Below are 18,200 nucleotides of genomic sequence, written 5' to 3' on the forward strand. Positions count from 1 at the left end.
ACCGGCGCTTGATCACCTCCAGCAAGGTGCGAATGCTTGCCACGCCCGCCGGCGGCAACCGAATCAGGCGGCCCTTCGTCGCCACAACCGACAGCGATCGACGGCCCTACCGCTATCGGTGCACACAACTCATTTGCGAGACGCCGATCCATGGTCTTCGCCTTCAGCCTGACGATGCCCCCCACCTTGGGAGGCTTCGGTGATCTTCTCGTATTCGGATCGCGACATCTGCGGAAGACGGCGAACAAAGGCCACCATCGCCCATAGCTCTTCCTGGGTATGCGTTGGACCAAACGCAGGCATCCCGGTCATCTTTATGCCGTTTTGGAGCACCCAATACAGCTCGGCATCATTTAAGGTGGTTGCTGCTCTTTTAAGGTCCGGCGGCTGGGGTTGCATGTTCATGGCGAACTCCGCCCGGGAAATTCCCGGGCCGCCGTGACAGGCGACGCAGCCTTCCTCCTTGAAGTGAAGGCCGCCAGTGCGGATCATCTCCGGATCGTCAAGCGATCGAGCCAGGCTGACATTGCGGCCGGCGTGGCGTTCAATGGAGTTGGTCCGGATTGTCTCAAGCGACCAACGGATGACGTTCACGTCCTGCTCGCTGGCAGCAACATTGTAGAATCCGGCATAGGTGTAGCCTGCCAATCCGACGATGATTGCCAGCAGGACAACAGCGGTCGCAGCCAAGATTCGCACGGGTTAACTCCGTGGCGGCAGGCGTCATCGCGTATGCCCACCGTCTACCAAAGTGAACGGCTTGAGCCGCCGAATTATTCCGCGGGCTTATCATCACGACATCACGAGCCACGTACTCAAGACCAGCGCGGTGGTAGTCCGGCTGGTGTGTCAATCAGAGCATCGAATCGGGCCCCTATTGGGTGCGCCCCTGCGTGAATAGATCGCCTGTGAGGAAGCGCTGCGTGGCCTGGCCGAACGCTACGACGTATCGCGCAACCTGATCGGAGGCGCGGCGAAGCTGCCGGCCGACATAATCCCGCTCCGCACAGTTCGGCTTATGTCGATTTCAACATAAGTCAAAAACCGTTCTGATTTTCGGTGCCATGCCCTATCCGGCGTGCCGCAGGCTCACCCCGCTGCCCTTGTCGAACATCACCACCTTGTCCGGGTTCCAGGCAAACCGGACCGGCTGCTCGATCTCGACGGCGGTCCTGGCAGGCACGGTGGCTCTCAGCATCGCGTCGCCGACCCTCAGCGTCACGATCTTCTCGACGCCGTGATTCTCGACGTCGTGGACGCGTGCCTCGACCGGTGCGCCGCTCTCCAGATAGACGTCCTCCGGACGGATGCCGAAGACGAGCGGGCGACCGTCGGTCGCGCCGCCCGTCCTGGCTCCCCCAGTGACCGGCAATTCGAAACTCATCGGCGCCATCACCGCGCGGCTCTCGACCAGCTTGCCGTCGATGAGATTCATCGGCGGCGAGCCGACGAAGCTTGCGACATAGGTGTCGCGCGGATTGTTGTAGATTTCCTGCGGCGTGCCGGTCTGGACGATACGGCCATGGTTGAGCACGCCGACCTTGTCGCCCATCGACATCGCCTCGATCTGGTCGTGGGTGACGAACAGGAAAGTGGCGCCGAGCTGCATCTGGAGGTTTTTCAACTCCGTGCGCAGCGCTTCGCGAAGCTTCGCGTCGAGCGCCGACAACGGCTCGTCCATCAGGAACACGCGCGGCTTGCGCACGATGGCCCGGCCGATCGAGACACGCTGCATCTCGCCGCCGGACAACCGGTCGGTCTTGCGGTCGAGCAGGTGCTCGATGCGCAGCGTGCGTGCGGCGCGCGCGACACGGTCCTTGATCTCCGCATCGGGCAGGCGACGGATCTTCGGCTTCAGCGGGAACTCGAGATTCTGCCGCACCGTGTAGCGCGGATAGAGCGAATATTGCTGCAGCACCAGGGCCACGTCGCGCTCGGCCGCGCCCCAGTCAGCGACGTCGACGCCGTCGATGAAGACCTGGCCCTCGGTCGGCTTCTCCAGCCCGGCGATCATCCTGAGCGTCGTCGTCTTGCCGGCGCCAGTTTCGCCCAGCAGCACGAAGAATTCGCCGTCGGCGATGTCGAGGTTGAGCCCCGACAGCGCGGTGTGCGCGCCGAACGTCTTTGAAATGTTCTTGAGCTGGATATGGGCCATGTCTACCGTCTCAATTTCTCTTCGAGGGCGTCTGCCCTCCGCTATGGCTCCGGGCGTTCGATTGTTCGAAAGGCCAAATCGTTGGCCTTTCGCGCCCTTCGGCCGTCACAATCTCACTCCGAGCGACTTGCCGCTCGCGGTATCGAAGAAATGTGCCTGCGAGGGATCGATCCGGGCATAGACCTTCTCGCCCGGTCCGCTGACAAAGCCGCTCTTGGTACGGGCGCGCAGCATCTTGGAGCCGACCTTGAGGTCGACGATGTCGAAGGAACCAAGCGGCTCGACGATCTGCGTCTCGACCGGCAGGAAACCTTCCGCCGCCTCGTGACGCACAAGCACGCCCTCCGGCCGGATGCCAAGCGCAAGCTGGCCGCCGGCATGGCCGTTGAGTTTCGACAGCAGCGCGCGCGGGAACTCGAAGCCGCCGGCCGCATCCCCGACCGTGACCGACGCGGCCGAGGCGTTTTCGGCGACCTTGGCTTCGGCCACATTCATCACCGGGCTGCCGACGAACTGCGCGACGAACAGATTGGCCGGGTGCGAATAGACCTCGTCCGGCGTGCCGACCTGCTGCAGCACGCCTTCATGCATGATGACGATCCGGTCGGCGAGGCTCATCGCCTCGATCTGGTCGTGGGTGACGTAGATGCTGGTCGAGCCCTGCTTGATGTGCAGCCGCTTGATCTCGGCGCGCATTTCCTCGCGCAGCTTGGCGTCGAGCGCGCCGATCGGCTCGTCCATCAGCATCGCCTTGGGGCGCCGCACCAGGGCGCGGCCGATCGCCACGCGCTGCATGTCGCCGCCCGACAGCGCCGAAGGCTTCTTGTTGATGAGGTCGGTGATCTGCAGCGTCTTGGCGACCGAGCGCACTTCGGTATCGATCTCGCTCCTGCTCTTGCGCGTCGCGCGCAGCGGGAAGGCGATGTTCTCGTAAACGTTCATGTGCGGATAGAGCGAGAACGACTGGAACACCATGGCGATGTCGCGGTCGGCGGCCTTGAGATGCTGCACCGGCTTGCCGTCGATAAGGATATCGCCCTGGTCGATCGTCTCCAGCCCGGCTATCGCGCGCAGCGTCGTCGTCTTGCCGCAGCCCGACTGTCCAAGCAGCACGATGAACTCGTTGTCGTCGATCTTGAGGTTCAGGTCCTTGATGACCTGGACCGCGCCGAAGAATTTCTGGAGGCCGCGAAGCTCGATCTGGGTCAATGCTGTGCCCCCTGATTTCGCGCCTGCTCAGCCGCCCCGTGTCCGGTGCCAGCTTCCTCCTCGCGCGGGATCTTGGAGGTGATGTTGAAGCCGATCAGCCCGATCAGGATGATCGTCACGCCATAGCTGTGGAGCAGCATGTTCCAAGGCTGGCAGAGCGCAATGATGCCCAGCACCATCAGGATCTGCGATCCAGGCTCCAGGTACTTTTCGTTGATGGCGCGAAAACTCATTTGCGGATCGCTCCGAAGGACATGCCGCGCAAGAGATGGTTGCGGAGCAGGAAGGTGAAGATCGCGACCGGCAGCAGGAACAGAAAAGTGCCCGCCGCGATCACCGTCCAGTCGGGCAGACCGGAACCGACCTGGCTGGGGATGAAGGGCGGCGCCGTCTGCGCGCGGCGGTTGGTCATGATCAGCGCGAAGGCATATTCGTTCCACGCCGTGATGAAGCAGAACACGGCGGTAGCGGCGATGCCGGTCGCGGCCTCGGGCAGCACGATCTTGAAGAAGGCTTCCATGCGCGTGTAGCCGTCGACCAGCGCCGCCTCCTCATATTCCTTCGGGATCTCGTCGATGAAGCCCTTCATCAGCCACACCGAGAAGGAGAGATTGAAGGCGGTGTAGAGGATGATGAGGCCGAGATGGGAATCGTTGAGACCCGCCGCCCGGTACATCAGGAACATCGGGATGGCGACCACCACCGGCGGCAGCATGCGCGTCGACAGGATAAAGAAGAGCAGGTCCGCCTCTCCCTTCACCTTGAAGCGCGAGAAGCCGTAGGCGGTGAAGGTGCCCATGCCGACCGCCAGGATCGTCGAGGTGATGGCGACGATCAGCGAATTCATGAAGCGGCTCGGATAACCCGACCATTGCACATTGCCCTGGCCGTCGCGCACGATCTTCTCGCCGCCATTGAAGACGACGCGCTCCCACCATGGGGCCGCCGCATACTCTTCCGGCGTCGGCGGGCTGCGCAGTTGCGAGCGCTTGGCGAACAGCTTCACGAAGGGCGATATCTCCGGCTGGAACACCACCGTCGGCGGGATCGTCGTGGCGAGGTTGCGCGGCTTGAAGGCGGTCGAGGCGATCCAGTAGATCGGCGCCAGGAAGATGATCGTCACCACCAGCACGGCGACGATAGCGATGCGGTTGAAGGCGACTTCGGAAGACGTGCGGACGGCAGCCATCTCAGCGCTCCTTCACCTTGTTGAGGTATTTCACGTAGATGTTGGTGATCGCCAGCACCATGATGAGCACGATGTAGGCCATGGCACAGGAGCGACCGGTCTGCCATTCCTGGAAGGCCATCTTGTAGAGCCGGATCGAGATCAGCTCGGCCGTCGGCTGACTGGTCAGGATATAGGCGAGGTCGAAGGTCTTGAACGCTTCCATGGTGCGGAAGATGATCGCGATCATCAGGATCGGCGCGACCAGCGGCAGGGTGATACGGAAGAAGGTATAGAAGGGGCCGGCCCGATCGATCGCGGCGGCCTCGTAGAGATGCTTCGGCACCGCCGAGAGACCGGCCAGCGACAGAAGCATGACGAAGGGCGACCACATCCAGATATCGGTGAGCGCCACCGCATAGAGCGCCATCTTCGGATCGGACAGCCATTCGAACGTGCCGAGCCCGAGCGCATAGTTGATGATGCCGAAGGACGGATCGTAGAGCAGCTTCCAGAACAGGCCGACAACGGCCATCGAGAGCATCATCGGCAACAGAAGCAGCGTCGTCAAAAGGCCCTTCATCGGGATGTCGCGATTGAGCAGCATCGCCACGCCGAAGCCGACGAACAGCTGGCCGGCAACCGAGATGATCACATATTTCGCGGTAATGGCGAAGTTCGACCACACATAGGAATCGTTGAGCAGGTCGCGATAGTTCTGCAACCCAACGAAATTAGCCGGCGCATTGGTCGAGGCGCGGAAGTCGGTGAACGAGTAGCCCAGCGAATAGATCAGCGGGAAGATGTTGAAGACGATCAGGAACAGGATCGTCGGGATGATGAAGAGATTGCGGATCGAAATGTCGCTGAGGCCGCGGGCCGCGGCCCGCGAGGACCTGTCCAGCGTGGTGATCATCGTGGTCGCCAAAACCCTGCTCCAGATTTCAGAAAAAAGAGCGGAGGAGGCATGGAATGCCTCCTCCGTGAGGCATGTCGGTTACTTCACGCGGCCGTATTTCTTGAAGGTCGCGTTCCAGTCGCCAGCCAGTGCGTCGAGCGTCTCCTTGGCCGAGCCAGGTCCGCCGATCACATAGGGATAGATGCGCTGGTTGAGCTGCTGCAGCAGTTCGGCATATTCCGGCACCGCCCAGAAGTCCTTCACCTTGAACATGGTCTCGTAGAAGGCCTTGTTGTAAGGCGTGGCGTTCTGGAATTCAGGCGACTTCAGCACGGCCGCGCTGCAGGTGTAGCCGCCGAGCGCCGCCCACTTCTTCTGGGTCTCGTCCTTGATGAACCATTCGAGGAACTTCATCGCCTCGTCCTGCTTCTGCGAGTAGGAGACGATGGAGATGCCCTGGCCGCCGAGCGCTGCGAACTGATCGCCGTTAGGTCCCGGAGGGTTGGCGAAGAAGCCGGTGTTCTTGGCGTTCGGGTTCGACGCCTCGTTGATCAGCGAGGGGAAGAACGCGAAATAGTTCATGCTCATCGCCGCCAGGTTCTCGGTGATCGCCTGGTTGTCCTCGACGAAGAACGACTTGGCCCAGCCCGGAGGGGTGAACTTGTAGAGATCCCTGTAGGCGTCGAGCGCGGCGACCGCCTTGTCCGAGTTGATGATGCCATCGACCTTGTAGGTCGAATAGTCGCCCAATTCGCCGCCATAGGAGAACAGCGCGTTCTCGAAGCCCATCGCCATCGCGTCATAGGAATTGTCGGTGTAGATGGCGATGCCGTACTTCTTCTGGTCCGGCCGGTGGAAGAATTCGGCGATATCATGCAGCGCCTTGAAATCCTTCGGCACGTCGAGGTCGTAGCCGTATTTGGCCTTGAAGGCTTCCTTTTCCTTCGGGTCCTCGAACCAGTCCTTGCGGTAGGACCAGCCGACGGCGTCGCCTTCGAGCGGGATCGCCCAGTACTTGCCGCTGTTGCCGGGATATTCGGCGTAATATTTCACCGTCGCCGGCGCCATCACGTCGTTCAGCTTGTGCTTGTTGAAGAAGTCGGTCAGGTCGACATAGTGGCCGCCGGTCGAGCCGGCGCCGAGCCATTGCGAGTCGCCGACCACCATATCGTAGGCATCGCCATGGGCATTGAATTCGGTGAAGGCCTTGGTCTGGAAGTCCGACCAGGGGGTGGTTTCCACCGTGATCTTGACGCCGGTTTCCTTCTCGTACTCGTTGCCGAGTTCCTGCAAATAGTTGGCCGGATCCCATTCCGCCCAGAAGATGGTGAGTTCCTTGTCCTGCGCATAGACGGATGTCCCGCAGGCAAGCGACAGGCCGATACCAGCAAGCACGCTGGTTACTATCTTGCGCATAGTTTTCCTCCCTGGTGCGCATTCTACCGTGTCATTGAGAGCCGGCAGCATGGTCGGCCCTGGTAGTTCCTCCCGTGACGGCACTTTTCCGGTTTCGAGCCTCCTCGTCCTGCCGGAAAAAATAGATCGCAGCCCTCACTTTCGATCCGCTTTATGTGTACTGATCTGGTATTACCAATTCAAGAGGGACGTCAAGCGCTTTCTTGGACGCCTCGAAGCGGTTCGACAAGCCAATCGAGGCAGTATCTGTCTGTTTTCCCTTATTTTCCCTACTCCTTGATACATGAAAGCCTTGCTTCCGGCGATGCACCACAATTATTATCGGTAGCCGGCCGTCCAATCTGGTCGAACCAGATTTAAGACATCTCCGTCTTGGGTGATGTCGAAACTCCACCCGCTTTCGCCTCCGATTCCGCTATCGCCGCGCGCACCAGCGCGCCCGCCGCCCAGTCGGCGACCGACATCATGTCGCGGCTCTCCAGCCCCCATATATCCTTCAGCACGATCAGCACCTCGACGCCGAACATCATCGACAGCGCTTGGGCAAGACGCTTGAACTGACGCGGCTTGAGTTGACCCTTGAGCGGCGCGATCGCGTCCTTCAAAAGATCGACGCGATGACCGCGCGTGAAGGCCGGCTCGGTGCCCAGCGTGCCCGCCTGCCGCTGTGCCCACTGGTCGAGCGAAAGCTTGAGCGCCGCCTTGAACGTCGCCTCGAAAGCCTCGATGCGCGGCATGGCGGTGGCGAACAGATCCGCCACTCGCCGCTCCGGATCGGTCGAAGCCGATTTCCAGGTCAGGATCGGACCGAGCCCCTTGTCGACGACCGCCTGCACCAGCGCCGCCTGGCTTGGGAAGTAGCGATAGGCGGTCGCGCGCGACACTTCCGCCGCCTCGGCGACTTCGCTCACCGAAGGCGTCACGCCAGCCTGCATCAGCCGCGTCGCCGTCTCCAGCATCAGCCGTCTCGTCCGCGCGCGTGGCCCCTTTTCGGCTGCCGGCATTTGCTCGGCGTCGTCGTTCGAAGCGGCTTGTTGACGTGAGACATCCATGTCAATACGATACGCGCGTCTCAAAAAATTGCAAGGCATCGCGCCGTGCGAGAAGCGGCAGGCGGCAACGCCGGGCGCGCCGGAGAACGGGAGAGACAACGGGGAAACGCGGATGAAGCGCATCTATGTGGCCGGCACGGCCGACACCAAGGGTGAGGAACTCGCCTTCCTGGCCGATGCCGTCACTGCCGCCGGCGGCGCGGTCGCCCGCGTCGACATCGGCACGCGCGGCGCCACCGTGCCGGTGGACATCCAGGCCAGCGAGGTCGCCGCGCATCATCCGGACGGAGCCGGCGCGGTGCTCGGCATCGACGATCGCGGCACGGCCGTCGCCGGCATGGGCGTCGCGTTTGCCCGATTCATCCAATCCCGCGACGACGTCGCCGGCGTGATCGGCATCGGCGGCGGCGGCGGCACCTCGATCGTCACCGCCGGCATGCGCGCGCTGCCGCTCGGACTGCCGAAGATCATGGTCTCGACACTCGCTTCCGGCGACACCGCGCCTTATGTCGACGTCTCCGACATTATCATGATGCCGTCGGTGACCGACATGGCCGGCCTCAACCGCCTGTCGCGGGTCGTGCTGCACAATGCCGCCCAAGCCATCGCCGGCATGGCCGCGAAGCCGGCATCGTCCGCCGCCGGCAAGCCGGCGCTGGGCTTGACCATGTTCGGCGTCACCACGCCATGCGTCACCGCAATCGCCGACCGGTTGCGCGCCGACTATGACTGCATGGTCTTCCACGCCACCGGCACCGGCGGCCGCTCGATGGAGAAGCTTGCCGACAGCGGTCTGCTCGCCGGCGTCATCGACATCACCACGACGGAAGTCTGCGACCTGCTGTTCGGTGGCGTGTTGCCGGCGACCGAGGATCGCTTCGGCGCGATTGCCCGCGCGAAACTGCCCTATGTCGGGTCGGTCGGCGCGCTCGACATGGTGAACTTCTGGGCGCCGCCAACGATCCCCGAGCGCTATCGGGGCCGGCTGTTTTACGAGCACAACCCGAACGTGACGTTGATGCGCACCACGGCCGAGGAATGCCGCCGGATCGGCGAATGGATCGGCGGCCGCCTCGCCAACTGCGACGGTCCGGTCCGTTTCCTCATCCCGGAAAAAGGTGTGTCCGCGCTCGACATCGCAGGCGGCGCCTTCTTCAACCCGGAGGCCGATGCTGTCCTGTTTGAAGCGATCGAACGCACCATCAGGCCGACGAAGAACCGCACCGTGACGCGGCTGCCGCTGCACATCAACGATCCCGCATTCGCCACGGCCGCGGCCGAGGCCTTCCTCGACATCGCCAAGAAGTGAGACCCGACAGAATGGGCGCCATTCCACGCAAAGAAATCCTGGAAAAATTCCGCAAGATGATCGCCGAGGGCGTGCCGATCGTCGGCGGCGGCGCCGGCACCGGCCTGTCGGCCAAGGCCGAGGAGGCCGGCGGCATCGACTTGATCATCATCTACAATTCCGGCCGTTATCGCATGGCCGGGCGCGGCTCGGCCGCCGGCCTGCTCGCCTATGGCAATGCCAACGAGATCGTTAAGGAAATGGCCTATGAGGTGCTGCCGGTGGTGAAGAAAACGCCGGTGCTGGCCGGCGTCAACGGCACCGACCCCTTCGTCATCATGCCGCTGCTGCTCACCGAGCTGAAGACGATGGGCTTCTCCGGCGTGCAGAACTTTCCGACCGTCGGCCTGTTCGACGGCACCATGCGCCAGAGTTTTGAGGAGACCGGCATGGGTTTTGGTCTCGAGGTCGACATGATCGCCGAGGCGCACAAGCTCGACCTCTTGACCACGCCTTACGTCTTCAACCCGGACGAAGCGCGCGCCATGACGCGAGCCGGCGCCGACATCGTCGTCGCCCATATGGGCGTCACGACCGGCGGCTCGATCGGCGCCACCTCGGCGAAGTCGCTCGACGCCTGCGTAAACGAGATCGACGCGATTGCCGATGCCGCGCGCTCGGTGCGCAAGGACGTCATCCTGCTTTGCCATGGCGGGCCGATCTCCATGCCCGACGACGCGCGCTACATCCTGGAGCGCAGCAGGGGGCTGCACGGCTTCTACGGCGCAAGCTCGATGGAGCGGCTGCCGGCCGAAGCCGCGATCGCCAGGCAGACGGCGGATTTCAAGGCGGTTGCGATCGGTGCATCAAAAGCCGTCGCGGAATGAGGAAGGGATGAGACAATGGCCGACAGGAGCAAACTTCGACTGGGGCAGACTGGCGCTCACCGTCGCGCCGGAAGTGAACGGCGCGGAGCGCTTTTCCGGCGGCGTCGTCGACCTGCCGCCCGGCAAGGGGCACACGCGCCACAACCATCCGGGCGCGGAGGAAATCATCTTCGTCATCTCCGGCAATGGCGAGCAGATGATCGAGGACGAAAAGGGCAACCCGGTGGTGGCTAAGGTCGGTCCCGGCTGCACCATCTACGTGCCGGAAAGCCGCTTCCATTCGACGCTCAACACCGGCGATCAGCCGATGCAGTTGTTCGTCGTCTATTCGCCGGCCGGACCGGAGCTGGCGCTGCGGGAGCTACCAGATTTCAGGTTGCTGCCGGCGGGCGCGTGATCTTCAGCGTCGCAGCCCCTCATCCGGCCGCTTCGCGGCCACCTTCTCCCCGGTGAGGAGAAGAGACTGGCTCCGGCGCTGATAGGCTCCTCTCCCCTTGGGGAGAGGTTGGATTGCCTCGAATTGCCCTTGCAATTCGGTTTGGCAATCCGGGTGAGGGGGAGCGCCGTCGGCGTTAAGCCGCCCCGCCCCTGTTCCACCCCCGCCCGCGGTCGCCGAACATCACATAGCCGGCGTCGGTCACGGTCACCGTGTCTTCAAGCTTGATGAAGCCGCGCGTCGGGTGGAGCATGGTCGTCTCGACCGAGAGCACCATGTTCTTTTCCAGCGGCTTGGCGGCATAGGTGCCTTCATAGGTGACCGGATGGTTAGTCATCAGGAACGGCGCTTCATGCGTGATCAGCCCCATGCCGTGGGCGAAGAAATCCGTGTAGGACGCAACTTTCGAAGCCTTCAGCACGCTTTCGGCATGCGCGATCATATCGCCGCCAAGCGTGCCCGCCTTGACCTTGGAAAAGGCCGCCTGCTGCACCGCTTCCACTTCGGCCAGCAGATCCTCCAGCTCGGCATCCGGCTCGCCAAGCACGCCCATGCGGCAGAGGTCGCCGATATAGCCGTGATAATTGCCGCCGGAATCGATCGACAGCACCTCGCCCTTCTTCCACGCCTGGCTCGAGGCGGCGCGGTTGTGGCTGGAGCCCAGCGTCAGCAGGCAGTATTCGAAATGCGCGCCGCGATTGGTCTCCTCGCGCCTGAGCTGCTCGATGATGTCGGTCTTGGTCGTGCCCTCGCGCGCCCAGGCAATTGTCGCCAGCATGGAATCGGTGATCAGTTCGGAGGCGATGCGCAGCTTTTCCAGCTCGGCCTCGGTCTTGATGGCGCGCATGCGCTCCAGCATGCCGGTCGCATCGATCAGCTTCGCGTCAGGCAGCGCCTTACGGATCAGCGTATAGGCATCCGACGGCAGGAAGCCCGGCTCGATGCCGATGCGGGCAGCCTGCTTGCCGATCTTCTGCAAATGCTCCGCCGCAAGGTTGGCGGCGTCGAGCGTGCCCCAGCAGGCGGCATGCAATGTCGGTGTCCAGAACGGATGGTTCTGGTGCTCGCCTCCTTCCATCTTGTTGCCGACATAGGCCGCGTGCTCCGGCCCGCCCTTCTCGTAAAGGACGATCGGTAGATAGCGGCTGTGGCCGATGGCATCCATGGCGGCGAAGAAGATGAACTTGTAGCCGCCGAGCAGATATTGCGTGTTGTGCTTGGAGGTGGCGAAGAGCACGTCGATGCCGGCCTCTTCCATCAGCCGGTCCACCCGCGCCTGGTCGAACGGGATGCCGCTGACGTCGGTCTTGTCCGGAGCGATGTTCATCTGCCTCTCCCTGATTTCCCCGGCCGTTCAAGCGGCCCATCTTCTTTAAATCTTGGCGTAGGCCAAATCTGCACCATTTTGGCCACTCTGGTCCAGCCAGAATTGGCGACATATGGGTAATCTTAGGCTTATCGCCCTCTGTCGAAACGGTCATCGACATATCTGGTCCTACCAGATAGCCGCTCCTACAGCCCAGGAAAAACTGGTCCAGTGGACGAAAATTTCAAAGCCAAGTCATACTGCGCCAAAACCGTCTCTGGCGAAACCTTTGCCAAGGGCCATAATCCCGCTCATTTCGAGGTTGCCTGCGCCTGTCGCGGGTGCAGAGGGGAGTTTGAGCAATGTCCGAATTGACGATTTCACGCCGCGGCCTGCTTGCCGGTTCGGCGCTGCTCTTGGCATCGACCGCGTTGCCGGCGATCGGCCGGGCGCAGACGCCGAAGAAAGGCGGGCGATTGATCGTCGCCGCCGACTCCGAACCGCGCAACCTCAACCCGGCGATTGTCGCCTCCAATGGCGTCTTCTTCATTTCCAGCAAGGTCGTCGAGACGCTGGCCGAGGCCTCCTTCGACGGCAAGGATGGACTTGAGCCGCGCCTCGCGCTCTCCTGGGAAGGCGCCGCCGACGGCCTGTCGGTCACCTTCAAATTGCGCGACGGCGTCAAATGGCATGACGGCAAGCCCTTCACCTCAGCCGACGTCGCCTTCTCGGCGCTGCATATCTGGAAGCCGTTGCAAAATCTCGGGCGCACCGTGTTCAAGGATCTCAGCGCGGTCGACACGCCCGACGACCTGACCGCCGTGTTCAAATTCGTCAAGCCCACGCCGTTCCAGCTGATCCGCAACGCGTTGCCGGCGCTGTCGAGCGTCGTGCCGAAGCATGTTTATGAGAACGGCAAGATCGAGGACAATCCGGCCAACAACGCGCCAGTCGGCACCGGCCCGTTCAAATTCGCCGAATACAAGGCCGGCCAGTACTACCGGCTGGCGCGGAACGACGATTATTGGGGCAAGGACGAGCCCTATCTCGACGAGATCATCTACCAGGTGCTGCCCGATCGCACCTCGGCCGCCGCGGCCCTCGAGGCCGAAGAGATCCAGCTTGCCGCCTTCTCCGCTGTCCCGCTCGCCGACCTCGACCGCATCTCCAAGGTGCCGGGCCTGAAGGTCATCACCAAGGGCTATGAGGGGCTGACCTATCAGCTCGTCGTCGAGATCAACCATCGCCGCAAGGAACTGGCCGATCTCAAGGTGCGGCAGGCCATCGCCCATGCCATCGACAAGGACTTCGTCGTCAAGACGATCTTCCTCGGCTATGCCGCGACCGCCACCGGCCCGGTGCCGAAGAACGATCCGCAATTCTACACCGCCGGCGTCCCGACCTACGCGTTCGACGTCGCCAAGGCCAACGATCTGCTGGACGAAGCCGGCTACAAGCGCGCCGACGACGGCAAGCGCTTTTCGCTGAAACTGCTGCCGGCGCCCTACTTCAACGAGACGAAGCAATTCGGCGACTATCTGCGCCAGGCGCTGGCCGCGATCGGCATCGACGCCGAGATCGTCAACAACGATTCCGCCGCCCACATAAAGGCCGTCTATACCGACCATGCCTTCGATCTCGCCGTCGGCCCGCCGGTGTTCCGCGGCGACCCGGCGATCTCGACCACCATCCTGGTGCAGAGCGGCATCCCCGATGGCGTGCCCTTCTCCAACCAGGGCGGCTACAAGAATGCCGAGCTGGATGCGTTGATCGCCAAGGCTTCGGAGACGCTCCATACTGCCGCCCGCACCGAGCTGTACAAAGAATTCCAGAAGAAGGTCGCGGCCGACCTGCCGTTGATCAATGTCGCCGAATGGAGCTTCATTTCCGTCGCCCGCGATACGGTCGGCAACATCGCCAACAACCCGCGCTGGGCGGTGTCGAACTGGGCGGACACCTATTTGGAATCGTGACACACTCGCGCGGATGAAAGTTCGCAAGAGAATGGGAACTTGGGCAAAGGCCGAGTTCCCGCCCACCCCCCTCTGTCCTGCCGGACATCTCCCCCGCAAGGGGGGAGATCAGATTTCATTTTGGCCTTCGCCAATCTCCAACGCTGTCGCCCGGCAGAACGGGTGCCGTCAGCGAAGCCGCCAATCTCCCCCCTTGCGGGGGAGATGTCCGGTCCACCCTCCGAAGCTGCAGCGCAGCTGCTGCGAAGGACGGGCAGGACAGAGGGGGGTGCCTAGGCGCGACATTTCTCTTAGTGAGCGTAAGCCTTCGAGGCGCGCATGACACGCGCCCTCACCCTCCTGCGCCGCCGTCTCTTCGGTAGCATCTTCGTCCTCCTGATCGTCATCATCGGCAGCTTCCTCCTGCTCGAAGCGGCACCAGGCGACGCGGTCGACGCCTATATCGTCTCGACCGGCGGCGATGCCGGCATGATCGAATTGCTGCGCCACCGCTGGGGACTCGACCAATCCGAACTGACCCGGCTGGCAAACTACCTTTGGGCATTGCTGCACCTCGATCTCGGCCAGTCCGTCACCTTCTCGCGGCCGATCCGCGACGTCATTCTCGAACGTCTCCCCACCACGCTCATCCTGATGGGCAGCGCCACCGCCCTTTCCTTCGGCCTCGGCTCGGCGCTCGGCATCTTTGCCGGCGCGAGGCCCGGCAGTTTTCGCGATCGCCTCTTGTCGATCGGCTCGCTGGCACTCTATGCCGTGCCCGGCTTCTGGCTCGGCCTTGTGCTGATCGTCGTCTTCGCCGTCGATTTGCGCTGGCTGCCGATCGGCGGCGTCGAGACCATCGCCTCCGGCAAGACCGGGTTTTCCCGCTCCGCCGACATTGCCGTGCATCTCGTGCTGCCGGTATCGGCGCTCGGCTTCATCTACCTCGCGCTCTATCTGCGCATGATGCGCGCCGGCATGGCCGAGGCCTGGCGGCAGGACTTTGTCCTCGCCGCCCGCGCCAGGGGCCTGACGCGCCGCCGCATCGTGCTTGCCCATGTCGCCCGCAACGCGCTGCTGCCCTTGGTCACCATGCTCGGCCTGCAATCGGCGCAGATGCTCGGCGGCAGCGTCGTCATCGAAAGCGTCTTTGCCGTCCCCGGCCTCGGCCGGCTGGCGCAGGAAGCCGTCGCCGGGCGCGACACGCCGCTGCTGCTCGGCATCGTCCTGGTGAGCGCCGTCGTCGTTGTCGCCATCAATCTCCTGGTCGACCTTGCCTACGCCTTCCTCGATCCGCGCGTCGGCGCCAGCGAGGCCGGCGCATGAACCGGCTGCGCCGCTTCTTCAGCACGCCGGAGGCGATTGCGGGCGCAGTCATCCTTGCCTTGCTGGTGGCGATGGCGCTGGCGGTGCCGCTGCTTTTCCCGGGCGATCCGCAGGCGATCGCCGGCCCGGCGCTGCTGCCGCCGTTCCAGGACTGGTCGCTGCCGCTCGGCACCGACCGGCTCGGCCGTGACGTGCTGGCCGAGCTGTTCCACGGTGCCCGCACGTCGCTGGCGGTCGGGCTGGCGGCAGCGGCCGCGGCGCTGTTGATCGGCGCGGTGGTCGGCACGCTGGCCGGTTTCGCGGGAGGCCTCGTCGACGAGATGCTGATGCGCATCACTGACGCCTTCCAGACCGTGCCGAGTTTTTTGCTTGCTCTGGCCTTCGTCAGCATCGTCGGCCCCTCGCTCGGCGTCGTCGTCTGGGCAATAGCGCTCGGCGCCTGGACCGGCCCTGCCCGTGTTGCCCGCGCGGAAGTCCTGTCGATCCGCGAGCGCGACTATGTCGCCGGCGCCCGGGTCATCGGCATGCATCCGCTCGCGATCGCTTTTCGCGAGGTGCTGCCCAACGCCTTACCGCCGGTGCTGGCGCTGTCCTCGGTGATAGTGGCGGCGGCCATCCTCACCGAGGCGGCACTTTCCTTCCTCGGTCTCGGCGATCCCAACCGCGTCACCTGGGGCGGCATGATCGCCGAAGGCCGCGCTGTCTTGCGCACCGCGCCGTATCTGTCGATCGTTCCCGGCATCGCGCTGGTGCTGACCGTGCTCGGCGTCTACCTCGCCGGCGAGGGCGTGGTGGAAAGCGCCGCGGCGCGCAGGAGCCTGTCGTGACCGCGCTTCTCTCGATCCGCGATCTTTCGGTGCGGTATCGCCGCGACGGCGCGGAGGTGGCGGCGCTGAATGGCGTGAGCCTTGAGGTTGAAGCTGGCGAGCGCCTCGCGATCATCGGCGAAAGCGGCTCGGGGAAAAGCACGCTGGCGCTGGCGATTGCGGGGTTGTTGGCGAGGTCGGCTAAGATCGGCGGAACGATCGAATGGTCAGCAGGCCAACTTCAATCGTCTCATTCCTTCAAGACCAGTGCAGGCCCCCTCCTCGGCCGCGACATCGGCTTCGTCTTCCAGGATCCCTCCTCCAGCCTCGACCCCGTAATGACAGTCGGCAAGCAGATCGCCGAAGTCGTGAACACCCATCTCGGCCTTGGCTGGTCCCAATCCCTGGCGCGCGCCAAAACCCTCGTCGAGCGCGTCCGCCTGCCTGACCCGCAAGCCGCCTTGCGCGCCTATCCGCACCAGCTTTCCGGCGGCCAGAAACAGCGCGTGGCGATTGCCGCGGCAATCGCCACCGCGCCCAAGCTTTTGATCGCCGACGAGGCGACCAGCGCGCTCGATACCATCGTCCAGGCCGAAATTGTCGCCCTGATCCGCCGGCTGGTCGCCGAGGACGGTATGACGCTTATCTTCATCAGCCACGACATTGCTCTGGCCGCCACGCTGGCCGAACGCATCGCGGTGCTGCGCCATGGCGAGTTGGTCGAAGTTGGCGCGACGGAGAAAATCATCAACGCACCGCGCCAAGCCTATACGCGCGCACTGCTCGATGCCCATCTCGGCCTCGACGCCGAGCCGTTGCTCGACCGGCAAGGCGCGTTGACATGACCCTCCTCGCCGTCTCCAGCCTAGCCAAGCGCTATCGCCGCGGCGGCAAGCCTTTTCCCGCGGTCGATGACGTCTCGTTCGAGATCGGCCCGGCCGAGACGCTGGCGCTTGCCGGTCCGTCAGGCAGCGGCAAATCGACCATCGCGCGGCTGGTGCTGCGGCTGCTCGAGCCAGACTCCGGCCGCATTGACTTCGAGGGCACAGACTTCCTTGCGCTTTCGGGCGCCGCATTACGCGCCCGCCGCGCCCGGCTCCAGATGGTGTTCCAGGATTCGCTCGCCGCCTTCAACCCGCGCGCGACGGTGGCGCGCGTGCTGGACGATCCGTTGCGCATCCACAACATCGCCTCGCGCGCCGAGCGTCCGCGCTGTATCGCGGCGCTGCTAGAGCGCGTCGGCCTCGATGCCGGCCTTGCCGCGCGCGCCATCCACGAGATTTCCGGCGGTCAGCGCCAGCGGGTGGCGATCGCCCGCGCCATCGCCACGAAACCTTCCTTGGTCGTCCTCGACGAGGCGGTGTCGGCGCTCGATGTCTCGGTGCGCGGGCAAATCCTGGAATTGCTGCTCGATCTGCAAAGACAGGAACGGATTGCCTATCTTTTCATTTCCCATGACCTCGGCGTCATCCGCGCCGTCGCGCATCGCATCGTCATCCTCGAGGCCGGCCGGATCGCCGAGAGCGGCGATGCCCGCGCCGTGATCGCAAACCCGCAATCGGCGATCGGCAAGGCGCTGGTGACGGCAACGCCGAAATTGAGCAGGACCACAACGTCATGACTGACCCCGAAGCAGCCAGAGCCGAGAAACTGTCGCGCGAACTCGATTCCGCTTTCCGCAACCGGGCCGATCTCTATCGCCTCTTCCTGGATGAACTTACCGCCGAGCTTGGCGCCGAGAGGGCCGAGGCGATCATGATCCGCACCATCGAAAAGCGCGGCCGGGAAGTCGCAGCAGCGGCCTTTGCCGGTTTCGGCCCTAACGACGCGCTGGCGATCGGCGAGGCCTTCCTTTCCGTCAGTCCGGATGGCGGCCGCATGTATCCGACCGACGTCGATCGCGGGCCGGACCACATCGCCTTCAAGGTGAAGCGCTGCCCGCTCAAGGACGCCTGGGTCGAGGCCGGGGTCGGCGAGGAAAAGCTCGCCACTCTCTGCCGCATCGCCGGCGCGTTCGACCGCGGCCTGTTCGAGGCGACCGGCGTGCGTTTCGCCAATGTCACCTGGACGCCGGGCCACGGCTCCGGCTGCTGTCACATCGCGCTGACCAACCGCGACGCCGGCTAAAGCATGATCCCGAACCGAAGGTCAGCGTAGCAAAAAGTGGGAACCGGTTTTCGGATAAGATCATGCTCAAAAAGACCTAGAGCAATTCCAGGAAAAGTGTGAGCGGTTTTCCGTCCGGAATTGCGTCAAAACAAAGAGATAGAGCGGTTCGCCGTTTCCGTGAAACGGTGAAAC

At 63.6% G+C, this 18,200-nt stretch carries 18 protein-coding genes; 9 read left to right on the top strand and 9 right to left on the bottom strand.

The features are described from left to right. Window positions 1–129: 129 nt before the first annotated feature. The 8 genes from RFM40_RS27225 to RFM40_RS27260 all read right to left on the bottom strand — a co-directional run bounded on the left by RFM40_RS27225 (window position 130) and on the right by RFM40_RS27260 (window position 7,898). The gene (locus RFM40_RS27225; RefSeq protein WP_320225664.1) at window positions 130–699 is read right to left on the bottom strand and encodes a c-type cytochrome; all 570 of its coding nucleotides are present in this window, start codon (window positions 697–699) and stop codon (window positions 130–132) included. 370 nt (window positions 700–1,069) lie between these two features. Then, complete coding sequence (locus RFM40_RS27230) at window positions 1,070–2,155, bottom strand: ABC transporter ATP-binding protein (RefSeq protein WP_320225663.1); 1,086 nt, start codon at window positions 2,153–2,155, stop codon at window positions 1,070–1,072. A 105-nt stretch (window positions 2,156–2,260) separates the two neighbouring features. After that, a complete protein-coding gene (locus RFM40_RS27235; protein WP_320225662.1) occupies window positions 2,261–3,364 on the bottom strand; it encodes an ABC transporter ATP-binding protein in 1,104 nt (367 codons plus the stop codon). Then, complete coding sequence (locus RFM40_RS27240; RefSeq protein ID WP_126097798.1) at window positions 3,361–3,597, bottom strand: hypothetical protein; 237 nt, start codon at window positions 3,595–3,597, stop codon at window positions 3,361–3,363. The genes RFM40_RS27235 and RFM40_RS27240 overlap by 4 nt, the downstream gene beginning before the upstream one ends. After that, a complete protein-coding gene (locus tag RFM40_RS27245) occupies window positions 3,594–4,553 on the bottom strand; it encodes a carbohydrate ABC transporter permease (protein ID WP_126097797.1) in 960 nt (319 codons plus the stop codon). The genes RFM40_RS27240 and RFM40_RS27245 overlap by 4 nt, the downstream gene beginning before the upstream one ends. Before the next feature lies 1 nt (window position 4,554). Then, window positions 4,555–5,460 carry a carbohydrate ABC transporter permease gene (locus tag RFM40_RS27250; RefSeq protein ID WP_292341205.1) on the bottom strand — a complete coding sequence of 302 codons (906 nt, stop codon included), beginning with the start codon at window positions 5,458–5,460 and terminating at the stop codon, window positions 4,555–4,557. Between the two features lie 69 nt (window positions 5,461–5,529). After that, on the bottom strand, window positions 5,530–6,846 hold the full coding sequence (locus RFM40_RS27255) for an ABC transporter substrate-binding protein (RefSeq protein ID WP_320225661.1): 1,317 nt from the start codon (window positions 6,844–6,846) through the stop codon (window positions 5,530–5,532). A gap of 356 nt (window positions 6,847–7,202) precedes the next feature. Continuing rightward, window positions 7,203–7,898, bottom strand: coding sequence for a TetR/AcrR family transcriptional regulator (locus RFM40_RS27260; RefSeq protein ID WP_320225660.1), 696 nt, complete (start codon window positions 7,896–7,898; stop codon window positions 7,203–7,205). Window positions 7,899–8,010: 112 nt separating this feature from the next. Between RFM40_RS27260 and RFM40_RS27265 the strand changes: the two genes are divergently transcribed. Genes RFM40_RS27265 through RFM40_RS27275 form a run of 3 tightly spaced genes read left to right on the top strand, consistent with a single transcriptional unit; the run spans window position 8,011 to window position 10,470 of the window. Next, window positions 8,011–9,207, top strand: coding sequence for a Tm-1-like ATP-binding domain-containing protein (locus RFM40_RS27265; protein ID WP_320225659.1), 1,197 nt, complete (start codon window positions 8,011–8,013; stop codon window positions 9,205–9,207). Between the two features lie 11 nt (window positions 9,208–9,218). Beyond that, the gene (locus RFM40_RS27270; RefSeq protein WP_320225658.1) at window positions 9,219–10,073 is read left to right on the top strand and encodes a phosphoenolpyruvate hydrolase family protein; all 855 of its coding nucleotides are present in this window, start codon (window positions 9,219–9,221) and stop codon (window positions 10,071–10,073) included. A 7-nt stretch (window positions 10,074–10,080) separates the two neighbouring features. Beyond that, window positions 10,081–10,470: a cupin domain-containing protein gene (locus RFM40_RS27275; protein ID WP_320278597.1), complete on the top strand. Its 390-nt coding sequence runs from the start codon at window positions 10,081–10,083 to the stop codon at window positions 10,468–10,470. Between the two features lie 175 nt (window positions 10,471–10,645). Here RFM40_RS27275 and RFM40_RS27280 read toward each other — a convergent pair whose 3' ends face one another. Next, the gene (locus tag RFM40_RS27280; RefSeq protein ID WP_320225656.1) at window positions 10,646–11,836 is read right to left on the bottom strand and encodes a Xaa-Pro peptidase family protein; all 1,191 of its coding nucleotides are present in this window, start codon (window positions 11,834–11,836) and stop codon (window positions 10,646–10,648) included. Between the two features lie 341 nt (window positions 11,837–12,177). Here RFM40_RS27280 and RFM40_RS27285 point away from each other — a divergent pair, with 341 nt between their 5' ends. From RFM40_RS27285 to RFM40_RS27310, 6 genes are all read left to right on the top strand, one after another. Beyond that, a complete protein-coding gene (locus RFM40_RS27285; protein WP_320225655.1) occupies window positions 12,178–13,788 on the top strand; it encodes an ABC transporter substrate-binding protein in 1,611 nt (536 codons plus the stop codon). Window positions 13,789–14,106: 318 nt separating this feature from the next. After that, a complete protein-coding gene (locus RFM40_RS27290) occupies window positions 14,107–15,093 on the top strand; it encodes an ABC transporter permease (protein WP_320225654.1) in 987 nt (328 codons plus the stop codon). Next, a complete protein-coding gene (locus RFM40_RS27295) occupies window positions 15,090–15,920 on the top strand; it encodes an ABC transporter permease (RefSeq protein ID WP_320225653.1) in 831 nt (276 codons plus the stop codon). Before RFM40_RS27290 ends, RFM40_RS27295 begins: the two co-directional genes overlap by 4 nt. After that, complete coding sequence (locus RFM40_RS27300) at window positions 15,917–16,744, top strand: ABC transporter ATP-binding protein (protein WP_320225652.1); 828 nt, start codon at window positions 15,917–15,919, stop codon at window positions 16,742–16,744. The genes RFM40_RS27295 and RFM40_RS27300 overlap by 4 nt, the downstream gene beginning before the upstream one ends. After that, window positions 16,741–17,520: an ABC transporter ATP-binding protein gene (locus RFM40_RS27305; RefSeq protein WP_320225651.1), complete on the top strand. Its 780-nt coding sequence runs from the start codon at window positions 16,741–16,743 to the stop codon at window positions 17,518–17,520. The genes RFM40_RS27300 and RFM40_RS27305 overlap by 4 nt, the downstream gene beginning before the upstream one ends. After that, window positions 17,517–18,026, top strand: coding sequence for an L-2-amino-thiazoline-4-carboxylic acid hydrolase (locus RFM40_RS27310; protein ID WP_320225650.1), 510 nt, complete (start codon window positions 17,517–17,519; stop codon window positions 18,024–18,026). Before RFM40_RS27305 ends, RFM40_RS27310 begins: the two co-directional genes overlap by 4 nt. The last annotated feature ends 174 nt before the right edge of the window (window positions 18,027–18,200 follow it).

This window comes from Mesorhizobium captivum (assembly GCF_033977165.1).
Classification (GTDB): domain Bacteria; phylum Pseudomonadota; class Alphaproteobacteria; order Rhizobiales; family Rhizobiaceae; genus Mesorhizobium; species Mesorhizobium captivum.